Source organism: Streptomyces broussonetiae (assembly GCF_009796285.1).
GTDB lineage: Bacteria > Actinomycetota > Actinomycetes > Streptomycetales > Streptomycetaceae > Streptomyces > Streptomyces broussonetiae.
In genome coordinates, this window is record NZ_CP047020.1 from 3,248,633 (window position 1) to 3,267,038 (window position 18,406).

General features: G+C 72.8%; 17 protein-coding genes and 1 pseudogene. 12 read left to right on the plus strand and 6 right to left on the minus strand.

The window, feature by feature from the left end:
- Positions 1 to 8: 8 nt before the first annotated feature.
- The 5 genes and pseudogenes from GQF42_RS15040 (at position 9) to GQF42_RS15055 (ending at position 4,131) form a co-directional block, all read left to right on the plus strand.
- A complete protein-coding gene (locus GQF42_RS15040) occupies positions 9 to 1,181 on the plus strand; it encodes an aldose epimerase family protein (RefSeq protein ID WP_158920133.1) in 1,173 nt (390 codons plus the stop codon).
- 101 nt (positions 1,182 to 1,282) lie between these two features.
- On the plus strand, positions 1,283 to 3,016 hold the full coding sequence (locus GQF42_RS15045; RefSeq protein WP_158920134.1) for a pyridoxal phosphate-dependent aminotransferase: 1,734 nt from the start codon (positions 1,283 to 1,285) through the stop codon (positions 3,014 to 3,016).
- A 111-nt stretch (positions 3,017 to 3,127) separates the two neighbouring features.
- Positions 3,128 to 3,409 carry a hypothetical protein gene (locus tag GQF42_RS15050; protein ID WP_158920135.1) on the plus strand — a complete coding sequence of 94 codons (282 nt, stop codon included), beginning with the start codon at positions 3,128 to 3,130 and terminating at the stop codon, positions 3,407 to 3,409.
- Between the two features lie 300 nt (positions 3,410 to 3,709).
- Positions 3,710 to 3,919, plus strand: a pseudogene (locus tag GQF42_RS45900) (Scr1 family TA system antitoxin-like transcriptional regulator); the annotation flags it as partial.
- On the plus strand, positions 3,916 to 4,131 hold the full coding sequence (locus tag GQF42_RS15055; RefSeq protein ID WP_158920136.1) for a DUF397 domain-containing protein: 216 nt from the start codon (positions 3,916 to 3,918) through the stop codon (positions 4,129 to 4,131). The pseudogene GQF42_RS45900 and the gene GQF42_RS15055, both read left to right, overlap by 4 nt.
- Here the strand turns inward: GQF42_RS15055 and GQF42_RS15060 are convergent.
- Entirely contained in the window at positions 4,091 to 4,738 is a 648-nt protein-coding gene (locus GQF42_RS15060) for a DUF4360 domain-containing protein (protein WP_158920137.1), read from the minus strand. The genes GQF42_RS15055 and GQF42_RS15060 overlap by 41 nt on opposite strands.
- Before the next feature lie 159 nt (positions 4,739 to 4,897).
- The gene (locus GQF42_RS15065) at positions 4,898 to 5,356 is read right to left on the minus strand and encodes an RrF2 family transcriptional regulator (RefSeq protein ID WP_158920138.1); all 459 of its coding nucleotides are present in this window, start codon (positions 5,354 to 5,356) and stop codon (positions 4,898 to 4,900) included.
- A 75-nt stretch (positions 5,357 to 5,431) separates the two neighbouring features.
- Here GQF42_RS15065 and GQF42_RS15070 point away from each other — a divergent pair, with 75 nt between their 5' ends.
- From GQF42_RS15070 to GQF42_RS15080, 3 genes are all read left to right on the plus strand, one after another.
- Positions 5,432 to 8,392 carry a glycoside hydrolase family 35 protein gene (locus tag GQF42_RS15070; protein ID WP_158920139.1) on the plus strand — a complete coding sequence of 987 codons (2,961 nt, stop codon included), beginning with the start codon at positions 5,432 to 5,434 and terminating at the stop codon, positions 8,390 to 8,392.
- A gap of 135 nt (positions 8,393 to 8,527) precedes the next feature.
- Positions 8,528 to 9,154 carry a toxin-antitoxin system, toxin component family protein gene (locus GQF42_RS15075; RefSeq protein WP_199272687.1) on the plus strand — a complete coding sequence of 209 codons (627 nt, stop codon included), beginning with the start codon at positions 8,528 to 8,530 and terminating at the stop codon, positions 9,152 to 9,154.
- On the plus strand, positions 9,151 to 10,389 hold the full coding sequence (locus tag GQF42_RS15080) for an MAB_1171c family putative transporter (RefSeq protein WP_158920140.1): 1,239 nt from the start codon (positions 9,151 to 9,153) through the stop codon (positions 10,387 to 10,389). The genes GQF42_RS15075 and GQF42_RS15080 overlap by 4 nt, the downstream gene beginning before the upstream one ends.
- 45 nt (positions 10,390 to 10,434) lie before the next feature.
- Here the strand turns inward: GQF42_RS15080 and GQF42_RS15085 are convergent, their stop codons facing one another.
- Together GQF42_RS15085 and GQF42_RS15090 are read right to left on the minus strand one after the other, a co-directional pair.
- The gene (locus GQF42_RS15085; RefSeq protein WP_158920141.1) at positions 10,435 to 11,283 is read right to left on the minus strand and encodes an SMP-30/gluconolactonase/LRE family protein; all 849 of its coding nucleotides are present in this window, start codon (positions 11,281 to 11,283) and stop codon (positions 10,435 to 10,437) included.
- Positions 11,280 to 12,053 carry an IclR family transcriptional regulator gene (locus GQF42_RS15090; protein WP_158920142.1) on the minus strand — a complete coding sequence of 258 codons (774 nt, stop codon included), beginning with the start codon at positions 12,051 to 12,053 and terminating at the stop codon, positions 11,280 to 11,282. The genes GQF42_RS15085 and GQF42_RS15090 overlap by 4 nt, the downstream gene beginning before the upstream one ends.
- 98 nt (positions 12,054 to 12,151) lie before the next feature.
- Between GQF42_RS15090 and GQF42_RS15095 the strand changes: the two genes are divergently transcribed.
- Positions 12,152 to 12,742 carry a hypothetical protein gene (locus GQF42_RS15095; protein WP_158920143.1) on the plus strand — a complete coding sequence of 197 codons (591 nt, stop codon included), beginning with the start codon at positions 12,152 to 12,154 and terminating at the stop codon, positions 12,740 to 12,742.
- Position 12,743: 1 nt separating this feature from the next.
- Here GQF42_RS15095 and GQF42_RS15100 read toward each other — a convergent pair whose 3' ends face one another.
- A complete protein-coding gene (locus GQF42_RS15100; RefSeq protein ID WP_158920144.1) occupies positions 12,744 to 13,574 on the minus strand; it encodes an oxidoreductase in 831 nt (276 codons plus the stop codon).
- Positions 13,575 to 13,668: 94 nt separating this feature from the next.
- Between GQF42_RS15100 and GQF42_RS15105 the strand changes: the two genes are divergently transcribed.
- Positions 13,669 to 14,571, plus strand: coding sequence for a LysR family transcriptional regulator (locus GQF42_RS15105; RefSeq protein ID WP_158920145.1), 903 nt, complete (start codon positions 13,669 to 13,671; stop codon positions 14,569 to 14,571).
- Here the strand turns inward: GQF42_RS15105 and GQF42_RS15110 are convergent.
- A complete protein-coding gene (locus GQF42_RS15110; RefSeq protein ID WP_158920146.1) occupies positions 14,561 to 15,445 on the minus strand; it encodes an ATP-grasp domain-containing protein in 885 nt (294 codons plus the stop codon). The two genes, GQF42_RS15105 and GQF42_RS15110, sit on opposite strands and share 11 nt — an antisense overlap.
- Before the next feature lie 134 nt (positions 15,446 to 15,579).
- On the opposite strand from GQF42_RS15110, the gene GQF42_RS15115 reads away from it, so the two are divergent.
- Both GQF42_RS15115 and GQF42_RS15120 read left to right on the plus strand, forming a co-directional pair.
- Positions 15,580 to 17,067, plus strand: coding sequence for an acyl-CoA synthetase (locus tag GQF42_RS15115; RefSeq protein ID WP_158920147.1), 1,488 nt, complete (start codon positions 15,580 to 15,582; stop codon positions 17,065 to 17,067).
- Positions 17,060 to 18,403, plus strand: coding sequence for a carboxyl transferase domain-containing protein (locus GQF42_RS15120; protein ID WP_199272688.1), 1,344 nt, complete (start codon positions 17,060 to 17,062; stop codon positions 18,401 to 18,403). The genes GQF42_RS15115 and GQF42_RS15120 overlap by 8 nt, the downstream gene beginning before the upstream one ends.
- The last annotated feature ends 3 nt before the right edge of the window (positions 18,404 to 18,406 follow it).

An 18,406-nucleotide genomic window follows, 5' to 3' on the forward strand; every position in this document is an offset into this window, starting at 1 on the left:
CCGTACCCATGGAACTGAACAGACGCACCGTCCTCGCCGGCGCCGCCGCGGCGGGTGTCGCCGCCACCACGCTCGGCAGGGCGACATCAGCCGCCGCCGCGACGGGCGCGCGGGCCGCATCCGCGGCCAGGCCCGTGCAGGAGTACTTCGGCACGCTCGCCGACGGCACCAAGGTCCACCGCTGGTCGCTGGAGAACGGCGGCACGCGGCTCAAGGTCCTCTCCTACGGCGGCATCATCCAGTCCCTGGAGATCCCGGACAGGCACGGCCGGTACGCGAACGTCTCGCTCGGCTACGACAACCTCGCCGCGTACGTGGCCGGGACCACCTACTTCGGCGCCACCATCGGCCGCTACGGCAACCGCATCGCGAAGGGCCGGTTCACCCTCGACGGCAAGCAGTACCAGCTGTCCGTCAACGACGGTGTGAACAGCCTGCACGGCGGCGCCAAGGGCTTCAACACCAAGGTGTGGGACGTCGAGCCGTTCACCGACGGCGCACACGTCGGCCTGCACCTGTACTACACCAGCGTCGACGGCGAGATGGGCTACCCCGGCACGCTGCGGACGAAGGTCACCTTCACCCTCACCCCGCTCGGCGACTGGCGGATCGACTACGAGGCCACCACCGACAGGCCGACGGTCGTCAACCTCACCAACCACACGTACTACAACCTCGCGGGCGAGGGCAGCGGCAGCATCTACGACCACGAACTCCAGCTCGCCGCAGGACGGTTCACGCCGACCGACGCGGGCCTGATACCCACCGGCGAACTGGCGAAGGTCACGGGCACCCCGTTCGACTTCACCCGCCCCAAGCCGATCGGCCGGGACATCCGCACCGGTCACCCGCAGCTGGTCACCGCCAAGGGCTACGACCACAACTTCGTGCTCGACAAGGGCGTGACCGCGCGGCCCGAACACGTGGCCACGCTGCGCGACCCCGGCTCCGGGCGCACTCTGAGGATCTTCACCGACCAGCCCGGTGTGCAGTTCTACTCGGGCAACTTCCTCGACGGCACCCTGGTCGGCCCGTCCGGCCGCACCTACCGGCAGGGCGACGGACTGGCCCTGGAGACCCAGCACTTCCCGGACTCGCCGAACGAGCCGACGTTCCCGTCCACCGTGCTGCGCCCCGGCCGCACCTACCGGACGACAACCGTTCACCGGTTCTCCGCATGAACTGGCTCACACCCGACGTGAGTTGAACACCACTGCCGTCCCTTCCGTATCCATGGGTGGCCCGTGCTCCCCCGCACGGGCCACCTTGAACGGAGGTTCCTTTGGCCGGCAACGTCACCTCGCTGTTCCGCGGCACCGCCGCGCACAGCCCGTCGATGGCGGCGCTGGCACGGGAGGGCGGCGACGGGACCGGGCCGGTGGACTTCTGCGTCCCGTGCAACCCGTACTTCCCCACCCCGGCCATGTTCGACGAGCTGTCGGCCCGGCTGCGTGAGATCGCCACGTACTACCCGAGCGGCGCCGACACCATCACGGGCGAGCTGTGCGCGCTGCTCCAACTGCCGCCGCAGTGCGTGGCGATGGGCAACGGCTCGACGGAACTGATCACCTGGATCGACCATCTCCTGGTCCGTGAGTCCCTGGCGGTACCGGTCCCCACCTTCGGCCGCTGGACCGACCAGCCGATGGAGACCGGCAAGCGGGTCGACATGTTCCCGCTCCAGGAGGCGGCCGGTTTCGCGCTGGACCTCGCCCAGTACGCGGACTTCATCCGCGCCCGGGGCACGCGGGTCGCCGTGATCTGCAACCCGAACAACCCCGACGGCGGCTATCTCCGCAAGCAGCAGGTGGTCCAGTTCATGGACGCGATGACGGACCTGGACCTGATCGTCGTGGACGAGTCCTTCCTGGAGTTCGCGGACGCCGAGGCCGAGCCGAGCGTCGTGCGCGAGGCCATGCTCCGCCCGAACGTCATCGTCCTGCGCAGCCTCGGCAAGAACTTCGGCCTGCACGGCATCCGCTTCGGCTACCTGGTGGCGAACCCGGCGCTCGCGGGCAGGGTCCGCTCGATGCTGCCCAAGTGGAACCTCAACTCCTTTGCCGAACATGTGGTGTTCATGCTGAAGGAGCACGGTGTCGAGTACGCGCAGAGCCTCTTGCAGGTCCGCCGTGACCGCCTGGAGATGGCCAGCCACCTCTCCGCGCTCCCCGGCCTGACGGTGTTCCCCTCGCAGGGCAACTTCCTCTTCGTACGACTGCCCGTAGGAGCCGAGGGCACGGTGGTCCGGGACCGGATGCTCACCGAGCACCGGATCCTGGTCCGTGAGTGCGGCAACAAGATCGGTTCCTCCAGCCGCTTCCTGAGACTCGTGGTGCGCCCCCAGGTCGACGTGCGTCGCCTGGTGTCCGGCCTGGAACAGGTGCTCTACGGGACCAGGAGGGGAGCCGCCGTACCCGAGCTGGGCACCGGGACCAGCTACAGCTCGGGTACGGCGGCCGTCGACCGGCTGGTCAGCGAGACCAACGGAGGCGGCGTACCGGGCCTGGCCGCACAGGCCCAGGCCATGACCGCCGCTCCCGCTCCGGCCGCCGGCACCGGCATGCCGCTCCCCGCCGCCGTGCCCCCACCCGGCGCCGGGATGCCGATGCCGGCGGCGCCCCAGCAGGTACCCGCGCCGCTTGCCGCGGCTCTGCCGGCTCCGGTACCGGCGGTGGTGCAGCCCGCCCCTGCGCAACAGCCCCTGGTCCCGGCTCAGCCGCCGATGATGCCGATGCAGCAGCCGGTGGCCCCGGTGCCGGTCCCCGCGCCCTTCCCGGCCCCGCCCCCTCCGCCCATGCCGGCCCCCGTGCCCGCCCCGGCCCCCGCCGCCGCCTTCGCCCCCACCCCGCCCGGCGTTCCGGCGCGCGGCGGGCTGACGGCGGCGCAGGTGCGCGGCGTGACGGCGCCCGCCGCCCCGGCGCCGGCCACCCCGAACGGGCTGACCCCGGCCCCGGCCACGGGCTGGCCGAACGCCCAGAGCTGGCCGAACGCGGCGGGCATGGGCCAGGCAGGCTGAGCGCGAAGTCCACTGCGTCACAAGGCGGTTGGAAACGCGGGATCCCGGGCGGCTCACACGGTTGGCCCACTCGAGGTGAAACTTCCTTCAAAGGCAGCCAGGGTGAGTCACATGAACGGTATACCGGCGTCTCGCCGACACAGGACCATCGCCCGAGTACTCGCGGCCGGCGCCCTGGGCGTCGCGCTCGCGGCCACCGCGGCCACGCCCTCGTCCGCAGTGGCCGCGAGGGCCACCACAGTCAAGTCCAGTCCCGTCGACCACGACCACGAGCACGGCCGCGACCACGAGCACGGCCGCGAGCACGAGCACGAGCACGGCCGCGGCGACCACGACGAGGGCCGGGACTGGGACGGGCCGGACTGCGTCGGCCTGATCAACCTGCTCTGCTGATCGACCGCCGGCTGCCCCCGCTGTTCATCTTCTGCGCCCTCGCCGTCAGCGGCCTTCGAACGGCGCAGAGGGCCGACCACCCGGGTACGTCGACCTCGGCCCGCACGGTCTTGCCGGGCGGGTCGCGGTCCACCACCTCCCACCGGTCGGCCAGTGCCCCGACCAGCACAAGCCCTCGCCCGGCCGCGGCGAGCGGCGCGGGCCCGGTCACCTCGCACGGTCCGGGGGGCGCTCGGCCCGGGTGTCCGTCCCCTCGACCCGCACACTCCCGGTCACCAGGGCGAGCCGCACCTCGAGCAGGCACACGCCGGACTGCACGGGCCCATCGCTCTGCTCGAGACCCCGAAGAACAAGTGGTTCGCGTACAGCGAGGGACAGGAAAGCGGCCAGTTCATCTCCGACTTGAAGGTGATCAGCGTTCTCCGGAACCGGTATGCCACTCTGCGTTCACAGGCTCTCACCATCCGGGACTCCGTGAGCCTGCTGCAACGGATTCGAGGAGACCCATGAGCACCTCCGAGCTGACGTGGTTCAAGAGCAGCTGCAGCAGCGGCTCCGGCGACAACTGCGTGGAGGTCGCCATCCGCCCCGCCACCATCCGCGTCCGCGACTCCAAGGCGAAGGAGGGCCCGACGCCGGGCCTCTCCCCCGCCGCTTGGAGCGACTTCGTCGGCTGTGCCGCTACGGGCACTGCTTCCACGCCATGTGGTACACCGTGCTGATGTCGCCGTCGGTCGAGTCCATGGTCATGAAGCTGACCTTGTCCGGCGACTGAGTACCGGCGTTCACTCTCAGCTCGGTGTTGATGTTGAAGTTGCGCAGCACCCCGCAGGGCGCCCAGACCAGTTGGGCCACGTCGGTGCTGTCGGTCGCCTCCCAGTTGTCGTTGAAGGCACCGTTGAACGGGTGGGTCTTGGGGACGGTGTTCGAAGAGCCCTGGAAGTAGTACGAGGCCTTCTGGGTGGCCGTGGCACCGGGCTGGAGCGAGAGGAAGCCCCGGTAGTCCGCGCTGGCGATGGCGTAGGTGAAGCCCTGCGGGACGTGGACGACCAGGTTGAGCTGGCAGTTCTTGCGGAAGGCCGTGGGGTCGGAGTTGCCGCCGGCCTGGGCCAGGTAGGAGCTGTAGGTCACCGTGAAGGCGGTGTTGTCCGGGGACACGGCGACGGCGGCCGTACCTTCCGGACAGCCGGAGCCGTTGACGGTCGCCACGTCGATGACGATCTTGTCCGGGGGCGGGTTGTCGAAGACGCCCGAGGCAGGCGTCCGGGCGGGTAGCGCGGTGGTGAGCAGAGCGGCTACGGCGCCGCTCAGGAGCAGTCCACCAGCCATGGTTTCTCCCGTGTTGTGGAGTGGGGGGTGCGCCTCCGGGCCACCCGTTCACCCTTGAAGAAACTGTGCGGAACCTGTGAAGGGCGGGAGGCGTGAGCATCGTAAGGAAGCCACGCTCCGGCCCGGGAGAGTGAACTCCGGCCATTCACATCCGGCTTTTCACGGGTTCTCCCAGGCGGACGGTTCCGCCGCCAGCGCCCGGACGGTCTCCGGCAGGGCGTCCGCCGCGAGGTCGGCCACCGTGACACCCTCCAGGATGCGGCGGACGTTGGCGCGCAGGGCGATCCACAGCGGCAGGAGCGGCCGGGCCGTGCCCGTGCAGGACAGGTCCGTCGGGCGTTCACCGCGTACGGACACGATCGGGCCGTCCACGCCCCGGATGACGTCCGCCACGGTGATCGTGGCCGCGTCCTTCGCCAGGCGGTAGCCGCCGCCCCCGCCGCGCCTGCTCTCCACGATCCCGGCCCGGCGCAGAGCGCCCAGGATGCCTTCGAGGAACTTGTGCGGGATGTCCTGGACGGCGGCGATTTCCTCTGCCTTCACCGGTCCGTTAGCCTGCCGTACGGCCAGTTCCAGTACGGCCCGTACCGCGTAATCCGCCCGCGCCGAGATCCTCATGGATCCATTGTGGGGCGTCGGTCCGTGGACAATGGCCGGACCCGCGCCCCGTAAGATCGCCCGGGAGGATCCACCTTGGCGCTCAGCAGACGTACTTTCAGTGCCCTGGCCGGCTCTGCCGCGCTCGGGCTCGGCCTGGGCGGCAGCGGCGGCTCCGGCGCGCCCTCGGCGTTCGCTGCGCGCGCCAGTGTGCCGACCGGGCCCGCGCCCGTGCCGCCCCGGGTCGACGGTGAGCAGCACACCATCGGCTACGACCGGTACTCGCTGATCGTGGACGGCAGACGCCTGGTCGTGTGGTCCGGGGAGATGCACCCCTTCCGGCTGCCCAGCCCCGCGCTGTGGCGGGACGTGCTGCAGAAGATGCGGGCGCACGGGTTCAACGCCGTCAGTGTCTACGTCGCTTGGAACTACCACTCCCCCGCGCCGGGCACGTACGACTTCTCCGGCGTCCGCGATCTCGACCTCTTCCTGCGGACGGCGGCCGAAACCGGCCTGTACGTCATCCTGCGGCCCGGGCCGTACATCAACGCCGAGGTCGACGGGGGCGGGTTCCCCGGGTGGCTGACCGTGACCAGGGGCACCGCACGGACCGACGACCCGACCTATCTGTCCTACGCCGACCAGTGGCTGACCCAGGTCAACCGGATCGCCCGCAAGCACCTGTTCACCCAGGGCACCGGCACGATCCTGCTCTACCAGATCGAGAACGAGTACGACGCGCACGCCGGGGACGTCACCGGCCGACGGTACATGTCCCACCTGTACAAGAAGGTGCGGGCCGACGGCATCGACGTACCGCTCTTCCACAACGACAAGGGGCGCAACGGGTACTGGGCGCCCGGCTCGTTCGACACCGGAGGCGAGACGGGCGGCTGGCTGTACGGCTTCGACGGGTATCCGTCCCCCTCGAGCACCCCGCCGGACTGGGGGAGCTTCGGGCCCGGCGGCGCGAAGGGCGGGGCCAGCGCGTCGCCGTCGACGCCCGGGTTCGTGCCCGAGTTCGGCGGTGGCTGGTTCGATCCGTGGGGCGGGGCCTGGTTCGACGGCAAGGGGTACGCCGAGTCGCGGCGCACCCGGGACGCGGCCTACGAGCGCCGGTTCTGTCTGACGAACTTCGCCAACGGGCTCACCCTGCACAACGTGTACATGACCTTCGGCGGTACCTCCTGGGGCTGGCTGCCCGCACCCGTCGTCTACACGTCGTACGACTACGGGGCCGCCATCGACGAAGCCCGCAACGTCACCGCGAAGATCGCGCCGATGCACCAGCTCGGCCACCTCTTCCAGAGCCTGCCCGACTTCGCCAAACTCGACCGGGCCGCCGAGGTGGCGGCCAGGGGCCTGAAGGTCTACCACCTGGTCAACCCGGACACCGGCGCCCATGTCTACGTCGCCCGCAACGACACCGCGGCCCCGGTCACCAGCGACCTGCCCACCGACGCCGGCCGGCTGCGGATCACGGTGCCCGGCAAGGACGCCCGGCTGCTGACGACCGGGCTCAAGCTCGGCGAGCGGACGCTCAAGTACTCCACCGCCCAGCCCGTCTTCTGCCTGACGGCCGGGCAGCAGGACGTCGCCCTGTTCACGGGGCGCAGCGCCGACATGGCCGACCTGGTGCTGATGACCCCGGAAGAGCCGTCGGTCATGCGGCTGGACCCGGAGGCCGCCTGGGTCTACAACGACGACGACGAGCTGCGGGTGACCAGCCCCCTCGGCGAGGGCGGGCTGACCCGGGTCCTGGTGCAGAAGGGCGGCAGCGAGACCCCGCTGGTACTCCTCTTCGGAGACGACGCCACCTCCGTGCGCCTCTTCCCGTACGACACCCCGACCGGGACCCTGGTGGTCTACGGCCCGGCTCTGCTGCGCCACGCCGAGCTGCGCGGCTCGGCCGTCCACCTGACCGGTGACGTCACCGGGACGACGACCATCGAGGTCTGGGGGCCGCGCGGGATCGACACCCTGGTGTGGAACGGGCGGACCCTGCCCACCCGGGTGACCCTGTCCGGCAGCCTGATGACCACCGGCCTGCTGCCCGCCGTGCCCGAGGTGCGGCTGCCCACGCTGGACGGCTGGCGGATGCGGCGGGAGAACCCGGAGGCCGGACCGGGCTTCGACGACTCGCGCTGGAAGGTCGCCGACCGTACGACGTCCTTCTCCAGCACGCCGGTCCCCAGGGGCCGGCCGGTGCTGTTCGCCGACGACTACGGCTTCCACTACGGCGACGTCTGGTATCGCGGCGCCTTCACCGGCGCCGACGGCCTCGAGGAGATCTCCCTCGCCTACAGCACGGGCACCCAGGGCCTGCTGATGGCCTGGCTGGACGGTGACCCGCTGGGCACCCACCGGATGCCCGTCCCGGACAGGAACTCGACCGCCCGGCAGGGGAGTTGGACGGCGACGGCCACCTTCCCGGTACGCGAGGCGCTGCGCTCGCCCGGCCCGCATGTGCTGTCGGTCCTCGTCCGGCGCATGCAGCACGACCAGGACGGCAAGGGCCTCGACACGCACAAGGCGGCACGCGGCCTGACGGCGGCCTCCTTCACGGGGGCCGCCCCGAAGGTGAAGTGGCGCATCCAGGGCGAGGCGGCCCCGGACCCCGTGCGCGGGCCGATGAACAACGGCGGCCTGTACGGCGAGCGGGAAGGATGGCATCTGCCGGAATTCCGGGACCACGACTGGGAGCCGGTGGCCTTCCCGCGGGCCGCCCGCTACCAGGGGGTGACCTGGTACCGGACCGCCTTCCGGCTGTCGGTCCCGGCCGACCTCGACGCCTCGATCGGCCTGACGCTGGAGGACGACCCGTACCGGGCCTACCGGACCCAGATCTTCCTCAACGGCTGGAACCTGGGGCAGTACATCAACAACGTCGGCCCCCAGCACACCTTCGTCCTGCCGAACGGCATCCTGCGCACCCGGGGCACCAACACCCTCGCGCTGGCGGCCCTCTCGGAGTTCACCACGCTCTCGGGTCCCGGGGCGGTACGCCTGACGCTGCTCGGCACGGCGACCGGCGGACTGCCGGTCACACCCGTCTGATCACACCCGTCCGATTCCGATCACACCCGTCCGATCACACCGGTCCGATCCCGGACCACGGTCGCCGGATCGCATGACGCGGACACATCCAGCGCGTACGCTCGTGACCGGCCGCACAGCGAGAAGGGGGAGGCGATGGGCATCGCGGGCGCGAGCGGGCGGCCGGCACCCCTGACCACGTGGCTGCGGCTCCCCCGGCGGCTCTCCCGGCGGTCTTCCCGGTCCGGCTCGGCGATGCGCCTGCTGGCCGCCGACCTGGCCGCCGCCGTCCGCGCCCGGCCCGGCACACCGCAGGGCGTACGGGAGTTGTGCCGGGCGCTGTGCGAGGAGATGAGCGCGCGGCGCGGCGGACGGCCGCTCGAGCTGCGCTTCGAGCGCTTCCCCGACGAACTGGACGTCACCGGGCTGTGGGTGGAGTTCGCCGACTTCGACCTGGTGATCGTGGAGGAGCGGGCCGAGTCCGTGCAGCAACTGGTCATCCTGGGCCATGAGTTGTGGCATCTGCACGCCGGGCACCGGCATCACCACCTGGCGGGCGACGCGGCGGCCCGCGCGCTGGCCGACGCGCCCGGCTGGCGGGAGGCGGCGCTCACGGTGGCCGCCCGCAACGGCTCCCGGGAGACCGACGAGGCCGAGGCCGACGACTTCGGGCACCGGCTGGCCACGCTGTTCCGCGGCCACCTCTCCGGGGCCCGCACCATCCCGCCGGACCCCGTCCAGCGGGTCCTCGGCTATCGCGGACGTGGAGGAGCCGCCCGGTGAGACAGCTGGCCCTTGATCCCTCGCAGTTTCTCGGCGAGTTCTACATCTCCTTCTGGATCCCGACCACCGTGCTCACCGCCGCGCTGGTGATCAAACTGCCCACGATCATCCGGCTGTGGCGGGATCCCCTGCTGCGCGCGGTCGGCGGACTGCTGCTGCTCGCGTGCGCGGTGTTCGTCTTCTGCACACCGTCCACGATCCACCGGGTCAACCAGCTGACCGGGGTGCCCAACATGTCGGCGCCCTGGTGCTATTCGCTCATCACCGCGATGTCGGGGTCCGGGCTGCTGCTCATCGTGACCTGGCGCAACGGCCTGTCCGACCGCTCGGCCGTGACCCGGCGCACGGTGCGCCGGGTGGTCCTCGGGTACTTGGGAGTGATCGTCGCGCTGTGGGTGCTGTTCCTGCTCGCGGACGCGCCGGTGGAGCGGGTGCGGGATCTGGACACGTACTACGCCGGTACGCCGTTCATGCGCGAGGAGATCCTGCTCTATCTCACCGCGCACACCGTGGCCTGCACGATCGCCTCCCGGCTCATCTGGAACTGGGCGCACACCGAGGGTCTGGACGCCTGGCTGCGCTGGGGGCTGAAGCTGCTGGGCACCGGATACGCGCTCAACCTGGTCTTCGACGCGGCCAAGGTGACCGCCGTCGTCGCGCGGTGGTCCGGACACGATCTGGACTGGTTGAGCACGAACCTGGCCCCGCCGGTCGCCGCGCTCTCCGCGATCCTGGTCGCGGCCGGCTTCATCCTCCCGCACGCCGGGCAGTACCTGCACGACCGCTGGCAGGTCCGGCGCGCCCACCGCGAACTGCGCCCGCTGTACCGGCTGATGCGGAGCGCGAGCGGCGACACGGTGCCGTTCGTGCTCCACGCCACCCCGGAACTGCGCCTGACCCGCCGCGAGACCTTCATCCGCGACGTCCTGCTCCCCCTGACCCGGTACATCGACACCGACCTGGCGAGCCGCTCGTACGACGCCGCGCTCACCGTGGGACATCCCGCGCAGGCGGCCCGCGCGCTGGCGGCGGCGATCGCCGTCCTGGACGCGATCGAGCACAAGCGCCGCTCCCCGGAACCGGCCGAGCCGGCCACGGGCCCCGACCCCACGGACCTGCTCCGCGACATCGGCCCGCTCTCCCGCGCCCTGCGCAGGCCGGAGGAGATCGAGACGGTACGGGCACGGGTGACGGCACCGACGACGATCCCGCTCCCACTGCCGGTGCCGGAGTGAGCGGGTGTCGTTGTGCCGGCGATGGGCGTGGCGGCTCCCCCCGGGTCAGCCCGCGAAGGCCGGTTGCGGCAGGCCCTTCCCGGCTCCCGGAACCACCAGCACCGAGCCCGACAGCGGGTGCGGCGAGGACAGGCCGACCCTGGCCGTGGTGATGTACAGGTCGCTCAGCCCGGTGCCGCCGAACGCGCACGCCGTGGTGCGCGGGGTGGGCAGCTCGATCACCCGGTCCAGCGTGCCGGCCGGCGTGTAGCGGCGTACCGCCGCGCCGTCCCACAGAGCCACCCACACACAGCCGTCGGCGTCGACGGTCAGGCCGTCCGGGTGGCCCGCGCCCTCCTCGATCTCCACCAGCGGGCGGCGGTTGGCCACCCGCCCGGCGTCGTGGTCGAAGACGTCCACGCGGCGGGTCGGGGTGTCCACGTAGTACATCAGGCGGCCGTCCGGACTCCAGCCCGTGCCGTTGCTGACCGTGACGCCGGGCAGGACCGTCTCGACCGTCCCCGCCCCCGTCAGGCGCGCCAGGGTGCCGCCGCCCGCCGCCTCGTCGTAGCGCATCGTGCCCGCCCACAGCGACCCGTCGGGCGCCACCGCGGCGTCGTTCGCGCGGCGGCCCGGGACCGGCTCGTGGTGCAGCCAGCCAAAGCCGCCGTCGGGGCCCAACAGGCCCACGCCGTCACGCAGGTTGAGCACCAGACCGCCGCCGACCCTCGGCTTGGCCGCGCCCACGTGCTGCTCCGTCGTACGCACCGTGCGCCGGCCCGTCGCCGGGTCGTACGTGTGCAGGCGCATGCCCAGGATGTCCAGCCAGATCAGGCGCCCCGTCGCCGCGTCCCAGGTCGGGCCCTCGCCGAGCGTCGCCTCCGCACGGACCGCGACCTCGTACCCGGCGCTCATGGCGCGCCCCGGTGGCCCAGCCGCTCGGACAGGTCCGCCGCCCCCTTCACCGCCAGCTGCTCCAGCTCCGCCCGGCGCTCCTCGCTCCAGCGGATCATGGGCACCGAGATCGACAGGGCCGCGACCACCTGACCCGTACGGTCGCGCACGGGGGCCGCCACACAGCTGACGTCCGGGTTGGACTCACGGCTCTCCACCGCGACGCCCCGCTGCCGGATCCGGCCCAGCGCCTCGCGCAGCGCGGCCGGGTCGGTGATGCTGTTGGGCGTCATCGCGGCCAGCTCGGCGCCGTCCGGGATCCGCGCCGCCAGCTCCCGCTCCTCCAGCGCGGCCAGCAGCATCTTGCCGACGGAGGTGCAGTGCGCGGGCAGGCGGCGGCCCGCGGCCGAGACCATGCGCACCGCGTGCGTGGAGTCGACCTTGGCGATGTAGATGACGTCGGTGCCCTCGAGGATCGCCACGTGGACGGTCTCGTCGCAGGTCTCGGCGACCGCGCGGGCCACCTGCTGGCCCTCGGCGGCGAGGTCGAGCTGCTCGGCGTAGCGGCTGCCGAGCTGGTACGGGCGTACCCCGAGCCGGTAGCGTCCGGGCTGGCCCGGCACGGGCACGATGTACGACCGTGCGGCGAGCGTGGTGACCAGCTCGTGCACGGTGGTGCGCGGCAGCTGCAGCCTGCGCACGATGTCGGGGGCGGAGAGCGTCCCGTCCCCGTCGAGGAACAGCTCAAGAATGTCGAGAGCCCGGGTCACGGCAGGCACGAGGCGTCCCACGTCCGGCCCCCTCCCTTGGGTGTAGGCGCCAGTGTTCGAGATTTCAACAGGCGATCGGCATGACGAACATAGGCTAATCACGGGGAGGAGCACGGGCAATGGTCCGGAGCACGCCGGGCACCATGAAGGGCATGTACGTCGACTTCCAGTTGGTGCTGCTGCGCCGCATGGCCGACCACAACCCGGACCTGGTCGAGGACGCCCGCCGCTCGCTGGGTGCGTCGATCGCGGACCTGCGGGAGGCCAACAAGCGCTGGCAGGCCATGGTCCGCTCACCCCGCTCCCGCTCCGCCGCCTCCCGCTACCGCTCGGTCCTGGGCGAGCCGGAGTCGGTCGTCCCGCGCCGCCTCGGCGACGCCGTCTGCGAGGCCCGGCGCTGGGCCCTGCCGCTCTGGCCCGACCTGCGCTTCGAGGTGCTGGTCGGGCCTGAGGGTGCGGTGTGGAACGAGTGGCTGGTACGCGCACCGGGCGCCCCGGCGCCCAAGTTGGAGACCCTGGACGACCTCGCCCCCTGGTCCTGCACGGTGGACGAGGCCGCCCGCGCCTTCGCCCCGGCCCGCCCGCTGGAGGGCACGGCCCCCACCCGCTGGGGTCTGGCGTTCACCGCGCCGGACCGGGACGGCGTACGGCACGAGGTGGTCGCCGAGTTCACGTGGGGGCTGCTGCAGCGCACGGCCGTACGCCCGTGAGTCAGGCGTCGTGACCCGTCGCCCGGGTCTGCTTCTCCCAGGCCATGACGTCGTCACGGACCTGGTCGAGATGGGCCAGGACCGCGCTCACCCCGTCGTCGCCGAGCGGCAGCCTGAGCGGGGTGTCCGCCGCCTCCAGGGCGGCCAGGATCATCGCCGCCGCCTTGGCCGGGTCGCCGGGCTGGCTGCCCTGGCCGCCTGCGACAGAGCCGCGGGTCTCACCGACCCTGGCGTACACCCCCGTGTCGGAGCTGACCCCGGCCCGGTCGGCCTCGAACAGCGAGGTCCGGAACGCGCCCGGCTCGACGATCAGCACCTTGATGCCGTACTCCCGTACCTCGTCCGCGAGCGCCTCGGACAGGCCCTCCAGGGCGAACTTCGTCGCGCTGTACGCCCCGAAGCCCGCGAAGGACATCTGCCCGCCCATGCTGCTCATCTGCACGATCGCGCCCGAGCGCCGCTCCCGCAGATACGGCAGCACCGCCCGGACGAGGGCCGCCGGACCGAAGAAGTGCAGGTCGAACAGGTCCCGCAGCTCCGCGTCCGTCGTCTCCTCGACGGCACCGACATGGGTGCGGCCCGCGTTGTTGACCAGCACGTCGATCCGTCCGTGCCGGGCCACGACATCACGGACCGCCGCCTCGATCGCGACGGTGTCGGTCACGTCCAGCCGGAGCGCCTCCACCTGGTCGGGATGGGCGGCCACCAGGTCGTCCAGGGCCTCGGGACGCCGGGCCGCACCGACCACCACATCACCGGCGGCGACGGCCGCCTGCGTGACCGCCCGCCCGAACCCGCTGCTCGCCCCGGTCACCAGCCACACCTTGTTCATCACAACTCCCGGTCACTCTCGCCGTGTTCGACACGCACCACACTGCAGCCCGATGCCGTTGCCCGTCCAAGACCCATGGTGATAACCAACGGCTATGACCATCGACGTCCACGCCCGCGAACTGCGCTACTTCGTCGCGGTCGCCGAGGAACTGCACTTCACCCGCGCCGCAGAGCGGCTGTACGTCTCGCAGCCCGCGCTGAGCAAGCAGATCCGGGCGCTGGAGCGGCAGTTGGGGGCGGAACTGCTGCGGCGCGACCGGCACGGGGTGGCGCCGACGGCGGCGGGCGAGGCGCTGCTGCCGCACGCGCGCGCCGTGCTGGCCGCGTGGGAGGCGGGCGCTGCCGCGGTGGAGGCGGCCAAGGCGGCCCAGCGCAGCACGCTCGCGGTGGGCATGAGCACCAGCCCCGGCCGGGGCGGGCTGCTGCCGGCCATCCGTTCCCGGTTCACCGCCGCCCACCCCGAGGTCACCGTCCGGCTGCGCCAGCTGAGCTGGGACGATCCGACGGCGGGCCTCGCGACCGGGGAGAGCGACGTCGCCTTCGTCTGGCTGCCGCTGCCCGACGAGGAGCGCTACGACTGGACGGTGGTCGCCGAGGAGCCCCGGCTGCTCGCCCTGCCCGAGGGCCACCCGCTGGCCGCCCGGGCCGAGCTGGACTTCGCGGACCTGCTGGACGAGCCGTTCCTGGCCCTGCCCATGAGCGCGGGCCGGCTGCGCGACCACTGGCTCGCCCTGGACGCCCGGGGCGGCCGGCCGCCCCGGATCGGCGCGGAGGTCTCCGGGGCGGAGGAGACATACGAGGCACTGGTCGCGGGCCTCGGCCTGTGTCTGGTGGCCGAGGGCAACGCCCCGCTGATCACCCTGGGCGGTGTCGTCGTCCGCCCGGTCCGGGGCATCGGACCGAGCCGCTATGCGCTGGCCTGGCGCCGCGAGGACGGGCACCGGCCGCTGGTACGGGCGTACGCGCAGGCGTGCCGGGCGGCGGTCACCCGGTGACGTACTCGGCCGCCGTCAGGATCTCCTGCGTGACGCGGGGCAGCGAGTCCGGATGCAGGAACAGGAACAGGTTCGGCTCCACCAGTTCCAGCTCCATCACGCGCGGCTGTCCGTCCTGCGCGTCGACGAGGTCCACGCGCGCGTACAGCAGCCCCGCCGCGCCGCCGGGTACGGCGGCCAACGCCTTCTCGGCCACGGCGAGTTCGGCCCCGGTCGGCTGCCAGCGCTCCAGGTCGGGATGGGCCACCTTCTCGGCGTCGTACGGCGTGCCCGGTGCGAGGACGGCGCCCTTGCGGCTGGCGTGCAGCAGCCGGCCGCCGAAGAACTGCAGCGCCCGCTCCCCGCTGACGTCGACGCCCCGCACATAGGGCTGCACCATCGCCGTGAAGCCCTCGGCGTGCATCCGGGCCAGGTGCCGTTCGGCCGTGTCGCGCTCGGCGGGCGTGTAGCGGGCGGCGAACCGGGCACCCGCGCCCGAGGTCGGCTTGATCACGTACTCGTGGTCCGCGGGCAGCACGACCGGCTCGCCCGGGCCCACGTAGCGCGTGGGGACGGTGGGCACCTGGGCCGCCGCCAGCTCGCCGAGGTAGCGCTTGTCGGTGTTCCAGCGCACCACGGGCGCCGGATTGGCCAGCCGGGTCAGGGCGGCGACCCGCTCCACCCAGGCCCCGAACTGTGCGGAGCGCCCGCTGTAGTCCCAGGTGGAACGAATGACGACCAGGTCGTACCCGGCCCAGTGCGCCTCCGGGTCGTCCCAGTACCGCGCCTCGGCCTCGGCCCCGGCGGCCACGAGCGCCCGCACCAGCACCGGCAGGTCCGCGTCCCGGTGCGGCTCGGCACCGGGGTCGTAGGTCACGAGTGCGATGCGGGGCACGGCGGACTCCCTGTCGTACGGCGGTTCGATCACCGCGAGGCTAACAACCACCGGTGAACGGCACGGTCGTCGGGACGAGAGACCTGGTGTAGGAAGGGTGCTGTCGATTGTGCCGACCGTTAGGAGTGCGTCGCGTGACCTCCCTCTTCCCCGCCCTGACGGACGGCCCGGCCGAGCGCAGCGAGAAGGGGGTCCCCCCGGACGAAGTCCGGGGGAAGGTCGCCCTGCGGTTCGGCGAGCGGTCCCTGACCTACGGCGAGCTGGCGGGGGCCGCCGGGGCGGTCGCCGGGCAGCTGCGCGGGGCCGGCCGGGTCGCCGTGTGGGCGACCCCGGAGCTGGAGACCGCCGTCGCCGTGACCGGCGTCCTGCTCGCCGGGGCCGCCGCCGTACCGCTGAACCCCAAGTCGGGCGAGAAGGAACTCGCGCACATCGTCTCGGACAGCGCCCCCACCCTCGTCCTGGCCGCACCCGGCACCGAACTCCCCGCAGGTCTCGGCCACTTGACGCGGCTGGACGTCGATGTGTCCGCCGCGGCGCCCGCCCCCGGGACACAGGTCGCCGACGGGGACCCCGCCCTGGTCGTCTACACCTCCGGCACCACCGGCCCGCCCAAGGGTGCCGTCCTGTCCCGCCGGGCCCTCGCCACCACCCTGGACGCGCTCGCCGACGCCTGGCAGTGGACGCAGGCGGACGTCCTGGTCCACGGGCTGCCGCTGTTCCATGTGCACGGCCTCGTGCTGGGCATTCTGGGCCCGCTGCGGCGCGGGGGCAGCGTGCGGCACCTGGGCCGGTTCAGCACCGAGGGCGTGGCCCGGGAGCTGAACGAGGGCGCGAGCATGCTGTTCGGGGTGCCGACGATGTACCACCGCATCGCCGAGGCCCTGCCGGACGACCCGGAGCTGGCCAAGGCGCTCGGGCGGGCCCGGCTGCTCGTGTCGGGCTCGGCCGCGCTGCCCCTGCACGACCACGAGCGGATCGCCGCGGCCACCGGGCGGCGGGTCGTCGAACGGTACGGCATGACCGAGACCCTGATGAACACCAGTGTGCGGGCGGACGGCGAGGCCCGGGCCGGGACCGTCGGGGTGCCGCTGCCGGGCGTGGAACTGCGGCTGGTGGAGGAGGACGGCACGCCGATCGCCGCGTACGACGGGGAGAGCGTCGGCGAGATCCAGGTGCGCGGGCCGAACCTGTTCACCGAGTACCTGAACAGGCCGGACGCCACGGCCGCCGCGTTCGCCGCCGACGGCTGGTTCCGCACCGGGGACATGGCCGTGCGCGAGCCGGACGGGTACGTACGGATCGTCGGACGCAAGGCCACCGATCTGATCAAGAGCGGCGGTTACAAGATCGGCGCGGGCGAGATCGAGAACGCCCTGCTGGAGCATCCGGGGGTGCGGGAGGCGGCGGTCACCGGGGAGCCGGACGCGGACCTGGGCGAGCGGATCGTCGCCTGGATCGTCCCGGCAGACCCCGAGGCGCCGCCCGCGGCCGAGGAGCTGGCGGACCATGTGGCCCGGCGCCTCGCCCCGCACAAGCGCCCGCGCGTCGTCCACCACCTGCAGGCACTCCCCCGCAACGACATGGGCAAGATCCTGAAGCGGGCCCTGGTGGCCGATGCCTGAGCGGCGCTCGGCGCGGCAGATCCTGTCCCTGGTGGCGGACGACGGGAGCCTGCGCGAACTGCCTTCTCCGGCACGGGAGTCACCGTCCGACGGCCCTCTCGCCTGGCAGGGCTACGACGCCTCGCGCGCCCGCGCCGCCGCGCGCACCGGCGAGGAGGAGTCGGTCGTCTGCGCCGCCGCGCGCGTCGAGGGCACCCCGGCCGTGCTGCTCGCCTTCGAGTTCGGCTTCCTCGGCGGCTCGCTGGGCGAGCGCACCGGGGACCGGCTGCAGGCCGCGTACGAGTACGCCCGCGCCCACCGGCTGCCGGTCGTGCCGTTGGTCGCGACCGGGGGCAGCCGGATGCAGGAGGGCATGCTCGCCCTCACCCAACTGCAGCGTGTGGCCCGGCAGTCGGCGCTCACCCGGGAGGCGGGGCTGCCACAGGTCGCGGTCCTGCGGGACCCGACGACCGGCGGCGGCTGGGCCACCCTCGGCGCGGGCGCGGACGTGGTCCTGGCCCTGCCCGGCGCCCAGGTGGGCTTCGCCGGCTCCCGGGTCCGCCCGCCGGACGCCGACCCGGCCGCGTACACGGCGCAGGCCCAGGTGGCGGCCGGGTCGGCGGACGCGGTCGTGCCACCGCAGCAGCTCAAGCGGACGCTGGGCCGGTGGCTGCGCCTGCTCACCGGCCCGGCGGCAAGAGCGCCGCTGCCCCCGGCACTGGGCCGGGCGGACCTCCCGCGCACCGGCTGGGACGCCGTCCGGCGCGCCCGCTCGCCCGAACGCCCGCGGTCCGAGGCCTACTTGGACGCCTGCTTCACGTACCGCCTCGGTATCAGCGGTGACCGGTGCGGCGGCGCGGACCCCGAGGGCATGCTCTGCGGGTTCGGCGAGCGGGACGGCCGCAGCGTGGCCTACGCTGCGCAGACCGGGACGGCGACGCGACCCGCCGGGTACCGCACCGCCGCCCGGCTGATCCGGCTCGCGGACCGGCTGGGGATCCCCGTACTGACGCTGGTGGACACCCCGGGCGCCGCGAACGACGCCGAGGCCGAGCGGCAGGGGGCCGGCCCGGCGATCGCGGAGGTCTTCGGGGCGGTGGCCGCGGCCCGCGTCCCCGTCACCACGCTGGTCATCGGCGAGGGCGGCTCCGGCGGCGCCCTCGCCCTGGCCGCGCCCGGCCGCACCTGGGCCACCCCGGACAGCTACTTCTCGGTGATCGCCCCGGAGCTTGCCGCGGCCATCCTCAAACGCCCGCCGCACGAGGTGGAGAGGACCGCCGAGCAACTGCGGATCCGGCCGCAGGACCTGGTGGAGCTGGGGGTGATCCGGGGAATCGTGGACCACCCCCGGCCCTAGCCG

What these genes read in the sequence shown, in the direction of transcription:
- GQF42_RS15040 (WP_158920133.1), top strand. Translation starts at nt 9, where the DNA reads ATGGAACTGAACAGACGCACCGTCCTCGCCGGCGCCGCCGCGGCGGGT.
- GQF42_RS15050 (WP_158920135.1), top strand. Translation starts at nt 3,128, where the DNA reads ATGAACGGTATACCGGCGTCTCGCCGACACAGGACCATCGCCCGAGTA.
- GQF42_RS15055 (WP_158920136.1), top strand. Translation starts at nt 3,916, where the DNA reads ATGAGCACCTCCGAGCTGACGTGGTTCAAGAGCAGCTGCAGCAGCGGC.
- GQF42_RS15060 (WP_158920137.1), bottom strand. Translation starts at nt 4,738, where the DNA reads ATGGCTGGTGGACTGCTCCTGAGCGGCGCCGTAGCCGCTCTGCTCACC.
- GQF42_RS15065 (WP_158920138.1), bottom strand. Translation starts at nt 5,356, where the DNA reads ATGAGGATCTCGGCGCGGGCGGATTACGCGGTACGGGCCGTACTGGAA.
- GQF42_RS15075 (WP_199272687.1), top strand. Translation starts at nt 8,528, where the DNA reads ATGGGCATCGCGGGCGCGAGCGGGCGGCCGGCACCCCTGACCACGTGG.
- GQF42_RS15085 (WP_158920141.1), bottom strand. Translation starts at nt 11,283, where the DNA reads ATGAGCGCCGGGTACGAGGTCGCGGTCCGTGCGGAGGCGACGCTCGGC.
- GQF42_RS15095 (WP_158920143.1), top strand. Translation starts at nt 12,152, where the DNA reads ATGGTCCGGAGCACGCCGGGCACCATGAAGGGCATGTACGTCGACTTC.
- GQF42_RS15100 (WP_158920144.1), bottom strand. Translation starts at nt 13,574, where the DNA reads ATGAACAAGGTGTGGCTGGTGACCGGGGCGAGCAGCGGGTTCGGGCGG.
- GQF42_RS15105 (WP_158920145.1), top strand. Translation starts at nt 13,669, where the DNA reads ATGACCATCGACGTCCACGCCCGCGAACTGCGCTACTTCGTCGCGGTC.
- GQF42_RS15120 (WP_199272688.1), top strand. Translation starts at nt 17,060, where the DNA reads ATGCCTGAGCGGCGCTCGGCGCGGCAGATCCTGTCCCTGGTGGCGGAC.